12 protein-coding genes are annotated in these 12124 nt (G+C 72.7%); 6 read left to right on the plus strand and 6 right to left on the minus strand.

Features of this window, described 5'->3' with window-relative positions; genetic code table 11:
- Positions 1 to 80 precede the first annotated feature (80 nt).
- Positions 81 to 1265, minus strand: a complete 1185-nt coding sequence (locus ACFYS8_RS11410) for a MarP family serine protease (protein WP_387639090.1) — start codon at positions 1263 to 1265, stop codon at positions 81 to 83.
- Between the two features lie 145 nt (positions 1266 to 1410).
- Between ACFYS8_RS11410 and ACFYS8_RS11415 the strand changes: the two genes are divergently transcribed.
- Complete coding sequence (locus ACFYS8_RS11415) at positions 1411 to 2217, plus strand: DUF4389 domain-containing protein (RefSeq protein WP_387639092.1); 807 nt, start codon at positions 1411 to 1413, stop codon at positions 2215 to 2217.
- Positions 2218 to 2224: 7 nt separating this feature from the next.
- Here the strand turns inward: ACFYS8_RS11415 and ACFYS8_RS11420 are convergent, their stop codons facing one another.
- The 4 genes from ACFYS8_RS11420 to ACFYS8_RS11435 form a co-directional block, all read right to left on the minus strand.
- The gene (locus ACFYS8_RS11420; RefSeq protein WP_387639094.1) at positions 2225 to 2920 is read right to left on the minus strand and encodes an NUDIX hydrolase; all 696 of its coding nucleotides are present in this window, start codon (positions 2918 to 2920) and stop codon (positions 2225 to 2227) included.
- Positions 2917 to 3792, minus strand: a complete 876-nt coding sequence (gene nth, locus ACFYS8_RS11425; protein WP_387639097.1) for an endonuclease III — start codon at positions 3790 to 3792, stop codon at positions 2917 to 2919. The genes ACFYS8_RS11420 and nth overlap by 4 nt, the downstream gene beginning before the upstream one ends.
- Positions 3793 to 3902: 110 nt before the next feature.
- On the minus strand, positions 3903 to 5330 hold the full coding sequence (locus ACFYS8_RS11430; protein ID WP_387639099.1) for an MFS transporter: 1428 nt from the start codon (positions 5328 to 5330) through the stop codon (positions 3903 to 3905).
- A 95-nt stretch (positions 5331 to 5425) separates the two neighbouring features.
- Entirely contained in the window at positions 5426 to 6391 is a 966-nt protein-coding gene (locus tag ACFYS8_RS11435) for a hypothetical protein (RefSeq protein WP_387639102.1), read from the minus strand.
- 356 nt (positions 6392 to 6747) lie between these two features.
- Between ACFYS8_RS11435 and ACFYS8_RS11440 the strand changes: the two genes are divergently transcribed.
- From ACFYS8_RS11440 to ACFYS8_RS11450, 3 genes are all read left to right on the plus strand, one after another.
- Positions 6748 to 7020 (plus strand): heavy-metal-associated domain-containing protein, encoded by a 273-nt coding sequence (locus ACFYS8_RS11440; protein WP_387639105.1) that lies wholly within the window; start codon positions 6748 to 6750, stop codon positions 7018 to 7020.
- Positions 7021 to 7076: 56 nt separating this feature from the next.
- Positions 7077 to 9329 carry a heavy metal translocating P-type ATPase gene (locus tag ACFYS8_RS11445; protein ID WP_387639107.1) on the plus strand — a complete coding sequence of 751 codons (2253 nt, stop codon included), beginning with the start codon at positions 7077 to 7079 and terminating at the stop codon, positions 9327 to 9329.
- A 157-nt stretch (positions 9330 to 9486) separates the two neighbouring features.
- The gene (locus ACFYS8_RS11450; protein WP_387639110.1) at positions 9487 to 9930 is read left to right on the plus strand and encodes an iron chaperone; all 444 of its coding nucleotides are present in this window, start codon (positions 9487 to 9489) and stop codon (positions 9928 to 9930) included.
- 10 nt (positions 9931 to 9940) lie between these two features.
- On the opposite strand, the gene ACFYS8_RS11455 is transcribed toward ACFYS8_RS11450, so the two are convergent.
- Positions 9941 to 10846 (minus strand): hypothetical protein, encoded by a 906-nt coding sequence (locus ACFYS8_RS11455; RefSeq protein ID WP_387639113.1) that lies wholly within the window; start codon positions 10844 to 10846, stop codon positions 9941 to 9943.
- Between the two features lie 186 nt (positions 10847 to 11032).
- On the opposite strand from ACFYS8_RS11455, the gene ACFYS8_RS11460 reads away from it, so the two are divergent.
- Both ACFYS8_RS11460 and ACFYS8_RS11465 read left to right on the plus strand, forming a co-directional pair.
- Positions 11033 to 11239, plus strand: coding sequence for a DUF4287 domain-containing protein (locus tag ACFYS8_RS11460; protein ID WP_387639115.1), 207 nt, complete (start codon positions 11033 to 11035; stop codon positions 11237 to 11239).
- 49 nt (positions 11240 to 11288) lie between these two features.
- Entirely contained in the window at positions 11289 to 12104 is an 816-nt protein-coding gene (locus tag ACFYS8_RS11465) for an alpha/beta fold hydrolase (RefSeq protein WP_387639118.1), read from the plus strand.
- Positions 12105 to 12124: the final 20 nt, after the last annotated feature.

Here is a 12124-nt window from a genome sequence, read left to right on the forward strand (position 1 = left end):
GCTGGGCCGTTCGGGTGAGCTCCGCCGACGCTACCAGGCAGGGCCGACGGGTCGTCAGGGAACGCTCGGCGGGTGGACGGTCAGAGCGCGCAGCCCTCGGTGCCGACCTTGCCGGTGGCGGTGGCACCCTCGGTGACGTCCTCCTTCACCTCGGCGGCGGTCAGCACGTAGCCGGTGTCGGAGCTGTCCAGGGACTTGGCGAACACCACCCCGTACACCTGGCCGTCCGGGGTGAGCAGCGGGCCGCCGCTGTTGCCCTGGCGGACCAGTGAGCGGACCGAGTAGACGTCGCGGACCACCTGGCCGCGGTGGTAGATGTCCGGGCCGTTGGCCTGGATGCGACCGCGGATGCGGGCGGGCTGGACGTTGAAGGCGCCGTTCTCGGGGAAGCCCGCGACGATCGCCGAGTCGTTGGTCCGCGCCTCGCCGGCGAAGGTCAGCGGCGGGGCGTTCAGCCGGGGGACGTCCAGCACGGCGATGTCGCGCTGCCAGTCGTAGCGGACCACGGTGGCGTCGTAGAGCTGGCCGGTGCCGCCGATCTGCACGGTCGGCTCGTCGACGCCGCCGACCACGTGCGCGTTGGTCATCACCCGGTGCGGGGCGAACACGAAGCCGGAGCCCTCCAGGGTCTTGCCGCAGGAGGGGGCGGTGCCCAGCACCTTCACCAGCGAACCCTTGGCCTTCTGCACGCCCGCGCTGCCGGCCAGTGCCGGGTCGGGCGGTTCCACCTCGGTGATCGGCTCCTGCTCGAACGGGTTGAACACCTGCGGGAAGCCGTTGCGGGCGAGTTCCTTGCTGAAGTCGGAGAACCAGTTCGGGGCGTCGGACGGCAGCGCCGACTGCACCGAGCCGAGCACCTTGGAGGTGCGCACCTGCTTGGAGACCGTCGGCAGTGAGGTGCCCGCCAGTGCCGAGCCGATCAGCCAGGCCACCAGCAGCATGGACATCACGTTCACCAGCGAGCCGCCGACCGCGTCCAGCGCCTTGACCTTGCCGCGGCCGATCCGTCCGCGCAGCTTCCAGCCGAAGTGGGTGGTGATCGCCTGGCCGATCGCGGCGAGCACGATCACCACGACGACCGCCACCACCGAGGCGGTGGTGCCCTGGGAGAGGTGGCGCAGCAGGAGCGGGAGCAGCTGGACGGCGATCAGGCCGCCGCCGAGGAAACCGAGCACCGAGAGCACGCCGACCACGAAGCCCTGCCGATAGCCGGAGACGGCGAAGCCCAGTGCGGCGGCGATCAGCAGCAGATCCAGGACGTTCACCCGGATACCCTCCCACGTCCCACCGGGCGGGGGACACCGGCCACCGGTGGTCGCCCGATCGGGTCAGCCCGGCGGGCAACGCGCCCGGATTGGTTGCGACTGTCTGACCATCCGGACAGCTGACGAGGGACCAGGGAGTCGTGCCATGGAACAGCCCAGGTGGGACGTGCCCGTCGTGGAGCGCACCGAGTTCCAGCCGGCCCTGGACCTCCCGCCGTCCGCCCGCCAGAACCGGCTCACCGTGCTGCTGCGTCTGCTGCTGCTGATCCCGCAGTTCATCGTGCTGTGGCTGCTGTCGATTGTGGCCTTCGTGGTCACGGTGATCGGCTGGTTCGGCGCGCTGTTCACCGGCCGGCTCCCCCGGTTCGCCGCCGAGTGGCTCTCCGGGTACCTGGCGTACGACACCAGGGTCTACGCCTCGATGCTGCTGCTGGTCGACCGCTACCCGCCGTTCCGCTTCGCCGCACCCGAGCACCCGGTGCGGATCGAGGTGCGCCCCGGCGAGCCGCTGAACCGGCTCGCGGTGTTCTTCCGGCTGCTGCTGGTCATCCCCGCCGCGATCATCCAGGGCCTGCTGCAGGCCGGCTGGTGGACGCTGTCCGTGATCAACTGGCTGATCGTGCTGATCATGGGCCGGATGCCGCAGGCACTGTTCGAGGCCACCGCCGCCGTGCTGCGCTACCGGATGCGGTTCCAGGCGTACCTGATGATGCTCACCTCCGCCTACCCCAAGGGCGTGTTCGGTGACCCACCGAACTCCGAGCCGCAGCGCTCCGCGACCCGGCCGCTGGTGCTGACCGGGGCCGCGAAGGCGCTGCTGGTGATCTACCTGGTGCTCGGGGCGGCGTCGTGGGCGGCGAGCTCGGCGAGCGACGAGTGGAACAACGAGGACAAGAACCCCGGCACCAATGGCGTGATCTCGACGCTCGCCCCGCTGCGCGTCGAACGCTGAGCGGTGGTCAGGAGCGGTGGCGCAGCGACAGCGCCACCGCCTCCTCGGAGAGTTCGACGGTGCGGCCGCTGTCCCAGGGCCGCTCCAGGCCGCTGAAGTGCAGCACCCGGTCGATCACCCCCGCCGTGAAGCCCCACACCAGTCGGCCGGCCACCTGGAACGCCGGGCCGGTGGTCCCGGACGGGTGGCGCAGCCGGGCCCGGTTCGCCGGGTCGGTCAGCTCCGCCAGCGGCACCCGGAACACCGCGCCGGTCTCCGCCGGATCCACCACCGCGACCGGCGACTCGTGCCGCCACCAGCCGAGCACCGGCGTCACCACGAAGCCGCTCACCGGGATGTACAACGCGGGCAGCCGGGCGAACAGCTGCACGCCGGACGGGTCGAGCCCGGTCTCCTCGGTGGCCTCGCGGAGCGCCGCCGCCAGCGGGCCGGCGGTGGCCGGGTCGCCGTCCTCCGGGTCCAGCGCGCCGCCCGGGAAGGACGGCTGGCCGGCGTGCGAGCGCAGGCTGCGGGCCCGCTCGATCAGCAGCAGGTCCGGGCCGGTCGGGCCCTCGCCGAACAGCATCAGCACCGCCGACGGCCTGCCTCCCTCGGCGGGCGGCAGGAACCGGCTCAGCTGCTCCGGCACCGCCCGCTCGGCGGCGTCGCGCACCGGCAGCAGCCAGTCGGGCAGACCGTCCCGAAGCACTGAGGGCCCCGTCATGCCTTGCCTCCCACGTTCTTCCGGGCCGCCCGCACCGCGGCTGGGGCGGTGTCGGGCAGCGGGTGTCCGGCCGCGACCTCGGCGCGGGCCGCCGCCTCGCCCGGGAAGTCGGCCGGGGGGCGCAGACGCTGACCGGGCTGTCCGGCGAGCTCGTACTTGAGCAGCTTGCGGGCCTGCTCGGGGTCGGTCTCGCCGATGCCGTACGACGGGCAGAGCGGCGCGATCGGGCAGGCCCCGCAGGCGGGCTTGCGGGCGTGGCAGACCCGGCGGCCGTGGAACACCACGCGGTGCGAGAGCATCGTCCACTCGGACTTCGGGAAGATCGCCATGATGTCGGCCTCGACCTGCTCCGGGTCCTCGGCCGTGGTCCAGCCGAAGCGGCGGGAGAGGCGTCCGAAGTGCGTGTCGACGGTGACTCCTGCCCCTCCGAAAGCGTTCCCGATCACAACATTGGCGGTCTTGCGGCCGACTCCGGGGAGGGTGACCAGGTCCTCCAGTTTGCGCGGTACCTCGCCGTCGTAGCGGTCGCGGAGCGCGATCGACAGGCCGATCAGCGACTTCGCCTTGGCCCGGAAGAACCCCGTCGGGCGGACGATCTCCTCCAGCTCCTCGGGGACGGCCGCCGCGAGATCCTCCGGCGTCGGGTACTTGGCGAACAGTGCCGGGGTGGTCTGATTGACCCTCAGGTCCGTGGTCTGCGCCGACAGCACGGTCGCCACCAGCAGCTGGAACGGCCCGTCGAAGTCCAACTCCGGGTGCGCGTACGGGTAAAGCTCCGCCAGCTCACGGTTGATCTTCCGGGCCCTGCGCACCATCCCCAGGTGCGTCTCGGGCTTCTTCCGCCCGGCCTTCGCGACCTTGCTCTCTGCCATGCACGAAGGCTACGCCGATCTGCGGGGCCCCCGGCCGCTTTGCCCCGAGGACGACGCACTGCCCGGCGCTCCACCGGGGAGCGTCGGGCAGCCGGTGCGGACGGGGTGGATCAGGCGGCGGCCTCCACGGGCTCGGTGGCGGGGGCCGGGGTGCGCAGGGTCAGGAGCGAGGCCAGGGCGCCGAGCAGGGCCAGGGCGGCGGCGCCGAGGAAGGCGGCGGAGAAGCCGTGGGTCAGGGCGACCGGGTTGCCGATCTCACGGGCGCCGTTGGCGGCGGCGACGGCGGTCATGGCGGCCAGGCCCAGGGCCGAACCGACCTGGTAGGAGGTGTTGACGATGCCGGAGGCGAGGCCGCCCTCGGCGGGGTTCGGGACGGCGAGCGCGGTGCCCAGCGACGGGATGAAGGCGAGCGCCATGCCGACGGCGGCGAGCAGCGAGGCCGGCAGGACGTCGACCGCGAAGCTGCCGTCCGGGCGGGCCAGCGACAGCCAGTACATGCCGGCTGCGAGCGCGGCCAGGCCGGTGACGATCAGCGGCTTCGGGCCGAATCGGGCGATCAGGCGGGGCGCCAGGACGATCATCATCAGCATGATCGCGGCGGTCATCGGCAGCAGCGCCGCACCCGAGGCGAACGCCTTCAGGCCGAGCACCTGCTGCAGGTAGAGGTTGAGGAAGAACCACATCGGGATCCAGGCCGCCGCCATCAGCAGCTGCGCCAGGTTGGCGCCCGCCAGGTTCGGGCTGCGCCAGATGCCGAGGCGCATCAGCGGCTCGCTGCGGCGGGACTGGATGGCGACGAACGCGGCGATCAGCAGGAGACCGGCGGCCAGCACCAGCCAGGTCTGCGCGGAGTCCCAGCCGACCTCGGGGGCACGGACGATGGCGAACACGGTGACGGCGAGGCCGGCGGTGACGGTGATCGCGCCCAGCCAGTCGATCGAACCGCGGCGGACCGCGGCGGCGGGCATCACGGACGGGCTCATCGCGAGCACGATCAGCGCCACCGGGAGGTTGATCCAGAACACCCACTCCCAGCTGGCGTACTGGGTGATCAGACCGCCGAGGAAGACGCCCGCGGTGCCGCCGGCCGGGGCGGCCGCGCCGTACAGGGCGAAGGCCTTGGGCAGTTCGGTGGGACGTCCGCCGAACAGGGTCATCAGCAGGGTGAGCGCGGCCGGGGCGATCAGCGCCGAGCCGGCGCCCTGGGCGGCGCGGCCGACCAGTTCGACCCAGGCGGTGCCGGCCAGGCCGGCCACCAGGGAGCCGGCGGCGAGGACGATCCAGCCGGCGGCGAAGACGCGCTTGGCACCGAGCAGGTCGGACAGGCGGCCGCCGAGCAGCAGCAGACCGCCGAAGGCGATCACGTAGGCGTTGAACACCCAGGACAGGTTCTCCTGCGAGAACCCGAGCGCGGTCTGCATCTTCGGCAGGGCCACGCCGATGATCGAGGTGTCCATGATGACCATGAACTGGGCGAGGGCGATTAAGGCGAGCGCCGTCCAGCGGCGGGGTGTGGGGGGTGCGGTGAGGTCTGACATGGCCGGGGGCTCCTCTGGAGATATACCGGGAGGGGGTATGTGCGCGACGTGGGTGTGCGCGGGCCTGGAATCCGCGCGGGGGGTGGGGCGGCCGATCAGTGGTGGTGGGCCGACTCGCTGGGGGTCGGGCTCGGGGCCGGGGTGGTGGCGGGGGCGCCGTCCGCGCCGGCGGTGAGGGTGAAGACGGCGGTGTGGACGGTGCCCGCGTGCTGGAAGTCCAGGAACAGCCGATAGTCGCCCGCGGTGGGGGCGGTGGCCGCAAAGTCGATCTCCGGGCCGGGCTTGGTGACGCCGTCGCCGGGCTCGCCGTTCGGGTGGACGTGCAGGTAGCCGAGGTCTCCGGCGCGCAGCACCACCAGGTGGCCGTAGGCGGCGAGGTAGGGGTCGAGGTCGGCGACCGGCCGGCCGTCCTTCGACACCGCGAAGGCGAGCTTGCTCGCCTTGCCGGACGTCAGGTCGCCGGTGAGGGTCACGGTGTAGCCGTCGACGGCGACCGAGCGGCCGGTCTCCGGGAGGGCGGCCGGCTGGTAGTCGCCGCCGGCGTGCAGGTCCGCACCGAGCGTCAGCGCCTCGTCCCCCGCGGCCGGGGTGAAGTCGGCGAACACCCGGTAGTCGCCGGCCTTGGCGATGTTCGCCGGGACGCTCCAGGTACCGTCCGCCGCGCGGACCGGGTGCAGGTGCTGGAAGGACGTCAGGTCGCGGCTGGCGATGATCAGGTGGAGCTCCTTCTCGTGCGCCGGCCGGTACGCGGTGAGCGGCTTCCCGTCCGCGGCCAGCACCCGGAAGCTCAGCTCGGTCGGGCCGGCGGCCGGGACCACCGGGTGGTCGAGGCTCAGGGTGTAGCCGCCCTCCGAGATCTGCAGACCGCCGACCGGGTGGTCGTCCTTGCCGGCGCTGCCGCCGTGTTCCTCGTGACCGGCGGCGCCGTGGTTCTCGTCGGCGCCGTGCGCGGCGTGGGGCGCGGCCGGGGTGCCTCCGACGGCGTGGCCGACTCCGAAGGCGGCGCCGAACGCGACGGCGAGTCCGGACGCGAAGACGGCGACTTTGAGTGCGGTGTTCATGGCGGACTCCCTTGGCGTTGGCGGTGCCTTGCGACATCACGGAGTAGATACCCCCCAGGGGTATGTGTCAAGCGCCTCGAAGCGTGGAGACAGACCACTGCGAGGCTTGCGCGGAGCGAGAGTTGCGAGGTCAGGGGCGGTGCGGGCCGGGAACGGATCGGTGCCGGAAATTTTTCGCAGCCGGAGGAGTGGCCCGCCACCGGCGGGAACTACACCGGGCCCACACCCCCTATAGGGCCGGACCGGCCCTGGATTCGGACCGGGAAGCCCTTGCGCTGCATACCCCCCAGGGGTATAAATGTTGTCACCGGGAGGGATACCCCCTCCGGGTATTGAGAACTTCAACGGAGGATCCCATGTCCTGCTGCTCCAGCGACGGCACCTGCTCCACCACCGCGACCATCACCGCGCCGGCCGCCGTCACCACCGTGTTCGCGGTGTCGGGGATGACCTGCGGGCACTGCGAGAAGACCGTCGGCAAGGCGATCGGGGCGCTCGAGGGCGTCGAGGCCGTGCAGGTGGACGTGAAGAACGGGCTGGTCACCGTCGGTTCGGTGGCCGAGCTCGACGACGAGACGGTGCGCGCCGCCGTCGACGAGGCCGGCTACGAGCTGACCGGCCGCGCCTGAGGAACGAAGGAACCCGGCCACCCGCCGGGATGTTCGAGACCCACGAGGAGCCCCTGATGACCACCCAGGCAGCACCCGCCTCCACCGAGGTGGAACTCCGCATCGGCGGCATGACCTGTGCCTCTTGCGCCGCGCGGATCGAGAAGAAGCTCAACCGCATGGACGGCGTCCAGGCCACGGTCAACTACGCCACCGAGAAGGCCAAGGTGGTCATCGACGGGCCCGTGGAGGTCTCCGCCCTGATCGCCACCGTGGAAGCCACCGGCTACACGGCCGCGCTGCCGGAGCCCCCGGCCGAGGACAAGGGCGAGCAGGCCGCCGACGCGGCCGACGAGCTGGCCCCGCTGCGGCAGCGGCTGATCACCTCGCTGACCCTGGCCGTGCCGGTGATCGCGATGGCGATGGTGCCGGCGCTCCAGTTCGACAACTGGCAGTGGCTGTCGCTGACGCTGGCCGCACCGGTCGTGACATACGCGGCGTGGCCGTTCCACCGCGCCGCCTGGACCAACGCCAAGCACGGCGCCGCCACCATGGACACCCTGGTCTCGCTGGGCACCGGCGCCGCGTTCCTGTGGTCGCTGTGGGCGCTGTTCTTCGGCGACGCGGGCATGCCGGGCATGCGGCACGGCTTCGAGTTCACCATCGCCCGCTCCGACGGCGCGTCGAACATCTACCTGGAGGCGGCGGCCGGCGTCACCGCGTTCATCCTGGCCGGCCGGTACTTCGAGGCCCGGTCGAAGCGGACGGCGGGCGCGGCACTGAAGGCGCTGCTGGAACTGGGCGCGAAGGACGTGACGGTGCTGCGGGACGGCCGCGAGGTGCGGGTCCCGATCGGGCAGCTGGCCGTCGGGGACCGGTTCGTGGTCCGTCCCGGCGAGAAGATCGCCACCGACGGCACCGTGGTCGAGGGCAGCTCCGCCGTGGACGCCTCGATGCTGACCGGCGAATCGGTGCCGGTCGAGGTCGGCCCCGGCGACGCGGTGACGGGCGCGACCGTCAACGCGGGCGGCCGGCTGGTGATCGAGGCCACCCGGGTCGGTGCGGACACCCAGCTGGCCCGGATGGCGAAGCTGGTCGAGGACGCGCAGAACGGCAAGGCCGCCGCGCAGCGCCTGGCGGACCGGATCTCCGGCGTGTTCGTGCCGGTCGTGATCACCCTGGCGCTCGCCACCCTGGGCTACTGGCTGGGCACCGGCGAGGGCTGGACCGCCGCCTTCACCGCCGCCGTCGCCGTCCTGATCATCGCCTGCCCCTGCGCCCTGGGCCTGGCCACTCCGACCGCGCTGCTGGTCGGCACCGGTCGCGGTGCCCAGCTGGGCATCCTGATCAAGGGCCCCGAGGTTCTGGAGAACACCCGCAAGGTCGACACCATCGTGCTGGACAAGACCGGCACCGTGACCACCGGCAAGATGACCCTGGTCGGCGTGCACACCGTCGAGGGCACCACCGAGGACGAGGCGCTGCGGCTGGCCGGCGCGCTGGAGCACGCCTCCGAGCACCCGATCGCCCAGGCCGTGGCCACCGCCGCGCAGGAGAAGTTCGGTGAGCTGGAGGCGGTCGAGAGCTTCGAGAACGTCCCCGGCCTGGGTGTGCAGGGCGTGGTCGACGGCCACGCGGTGGTCGCCGGACGCGAGGCACTGCTGGCCGACTGGGCGCAGCACCTGCCGGCGGAGCTGGTGACCGCCAAGGCCGAGGCCGAGCGGGCCGGCCGGACCGCGATCGCGGTCGGCTGGGACGGCGCGGCGCGGGCCGTGCTGGAGGTGGCGGACGCGGTGAAGCCGACCAGTGCGGAGGCGATCGCCGAGCTGCGGGCGCTGGGCCTGCGTCCGGTGCTGCTGACCGGTGACAACAGGCTGGTGGCGGAGTCGGTGGCGGCCGAGGTTGGCATCCCCGCCGAGGACGTGATCGCCGAGGTGCTGCCGGAGGACAAGGTCGCCACCGTGCAGCGGCTGCAGGCCGAGGGCCGGACGGTCGCGATGGTCGGCGACGGCGTCAATGACGCGGCCGCCCTCGCCCAGGCCGACCTGGGCCTGGCCATCGGCACCGGCACCGACGCCGCCATCGAGGCCGCCGATCTGACCCTGGTCCGCGGCGACCTCCGCTCCGCGGCGGACGCGATCCGGCTGTCGCGGCGAACCCTCGCCACCATCAAGGGCAACCTGTTCTGGGCCTTCGCCTACAACGTCGCCGCCCTGCCGCTGGCGGCGACCGGCCTGCTCAACCCGATGATCGCGGGCGGCGCGATGGCCTTCTCCTCGGTCTTCGTGGTCGGCAACAGCCTGCGGCTGCGGACCTTCAAGGCCCGCTGAGCCTCAGGTGGAAGGAGTCCGGTCCGGGAGTCTCCCGGACCGGACTCCGGCGGTTCCCGGACCGACCGGTCGACCGATCAGTTTCTGAGAAGCCGGGGCGGTGGCCCCGTTCCTACGATGAAGAACGTCACCAGGGAACGGGACGGGAGAGCGGGTCATGGCGGAGAAGCACGAGGGTTTCACGGCGGACGAGCGCGCGGCGATGAAGGAGCGCGCCAAGGAGCTGAAGGCGGAGTCCAAGCGGGCCTCGGCCGCCGCCAAGGCCGCCGAGGCGGAGCGGGACTTGCTGGAGAAGATCGCCGAGATGCCGCCGGAGGACCGGCTGCTGGCGGAGCGTTTCCACGCGATCGTCACCTCGGTCGCGCCGGAGCTGGCGCCGAAGACCTGGTACGGGATGCCCGCGTACAACAACAAGGACGGCAAGCCGGTGTGCTTCTTCCAGAGCGCCGCCAAGTTCAAGTCCCGGTACGCGACCATCGGCTTCAGCGACCAGGCACGCCTGGACGACGGCGACCTGTGGCCGACGTCCTACGCGGTCGCCGACCTCGGCGAGGCCGAGTCGGCGCGCATCGCCGAGTTGGTGAAGCGCGCCGTCGGCTGAGCGGCCGGGTTCAGGGGGAGTACGCGCGCAGGGTGAGCAGAGCGGCGAGGGTGACGCCCGGGCGGGCCTCGTGCTCGGTGGACTCGGACCAGCGGGCCCAGTTGATCGGCCAGCCGCCGTCCGGGAGTTGGGCGGACACCAGATGCACGAGTCCGCGCTCCAGCTCGGCGTCGGAGAACCAGGCGCGGGCCAGACTGTCCGGGCGGGGCGCGAAGTCGTGCGGCAGGTGGTACTCGCGGGGCGCGTACCCGGGGGCGATCCGGACCTCCTCCGGGTGCGCCGGGTCCAGCAGCACCAGCTGCTGCTTGCGCACCAACTCGCCGAGGCGGGCGGCCTGTTCGGTCGCCCAGGCACGGTCCGGCGAGGTGTCCAGGATGCCGACGGCGGTGAACACCTCGTACGGGTGGGTGTGCTCGATCGCCTCGACGGCGCGGCGGCAGAACGCCTCGGCGGCCGTCAGCCACGGGTGCTGGACGCCGTGGCGCAGCAGCGGGGCGGCGATCTGGCCGGTGGAGAGCAGTTCGGCAGGCGGGTCGTCGGCGATCGGCAGGAACGGCGGGTGCGGGTAGCGGCGCAGGGTGGGCAGCACGGCGGGCACGCCGCCGTCCGGGGTGGTCAAAGTGACGGCCCAGTCGCAGAGTTCGCGGCCGCGCGGGCCGGTCAGCGCGCCGGCCTCGCCGAGGATGCGGGCGGCGGCACCGGCCGCCAGCGGCTGGGCGGCCGGGCCGCGGACGTCGGGTTCCAGGCCGTACGCCCAGCCGCCGTCCGGGGTGCGGTAGGCGTCCAGGGCGGCGAGGACGCCCGCTTGGTCCGGGGCGTCGAGCAGGTGGGTGAAGCGCCGCTGTTCCAGGACCCGGCCCGCGGTCCACAGGTAGTCGGCGGCGCGCTCGATCGTGCTGTCGTCGATCCATGCCATGACCCGACCGTAGGCCGCCGGAGGGGGACGCGTTCGGTGTTCGCGGGACGCCACGAGAAAGTCGCGAAAAAAGATTCACGGGGAGCGATGAGTTCCGCCCGGGCCGCCCGTCCATACCTGTGACGGCAACGACAGCAGACGACAGCGGCGGCCCCAGCGGCAGCGCGGAACGCGGAGGAACCCGGGATGAGCGTCAAGGGACCGGCCAGCTACTTCCCCTCCATCGAACAGAAGTACGGGCGTCCGATCGCCGACTGGCAGGAGCTGATCAGCAGCTCGCCGCTGACCAAGCACATGGAGCTGGTCACCTGGCTGAAGACCGAGCACGGCATCGGACACGGCCACGCCAACGCGCTGGTCGCCCACACGCTCGCCACCGCCGGCCGGCCCTGACCTCCCCCGGCCCCCACCACCCCCACCCCCCACCCCGCAGGAGTTGAAGATGACCGAGTACGTGACCTCCACCGACGGCACCCGGATCGCCTACCAGGCCGCGGGCGAGGGCCCCGCCGTGGTGATCGTGGACGGTGCGATGTGCCACCGCGGCTTCGGCCCGTCCGCCGGGATCGCCGGACAACTCGCAGACGGGCACCGGGTGTTCAGCTACGACCGGCGCGGGCGCGGGGAGAGCGGCGCGGACGGCGCGGACGGGGCGAGCGGCGCGGACGTCGTCGAGCGGGAGATCGAGGACCTGGCGGCGGTCGTCGCGGCGGCGGGCGGCAGCGCGACCGTGCTCGGACTGTCCTCCGGCGGTGCGCTGGCGCTTCGGGCGGCCGGCGCGGGCATCGGCGTCGAGCGGGTCGCCGTGTACGAGCCGCCGTTCAGCACCAGCGACGAGCAGCGGGCCCGGTTCGCGGACTACCGGGCGGGCGTGGCACAGGACGTCGCCGCCGGTGACCGCGGCGCGGCGATCGCCCGCTTCATGACCTTCGTCGGCACCCCCGAGCCGATGCTCGACGGGCTGCGCAACTCGCCCGTCTGGCCGCTGTTCGAGTCGGTCGCGCCGACGCTGGTCAACGACGCCGAGGTGCTGGACGGCGCGGCGGGCGCCGCCGTACCCACCGAGCTGCTGGCCGCGCTGACCGTGCCGGTGCTGGTCCTGGACGGCGGCCTCAGCACCGACCTGCTGCGGGACGCGGCCCGGGCGACCGCCACTGCGGCCGCCGGGTCCGCGTACCGCACCCTGGAGGGTCAGACCCACGAGGTGGCGCCGGAGGTGCTGGCGCCAGTGCTCGCGGAGTTCGTCGCCAAGGGCTGACCGTGCGGGCTCCGGTCGGT

It is taken from the genome of Kitasatospora sp. NPDC004615 (genome assembly GCF_042873545.1).
Taxonomy (GTDB): Bacteria; Actinomycetota; Actinomycetes; order Streptomycetales; family Streptomycetaceae; genus Kitasatospora.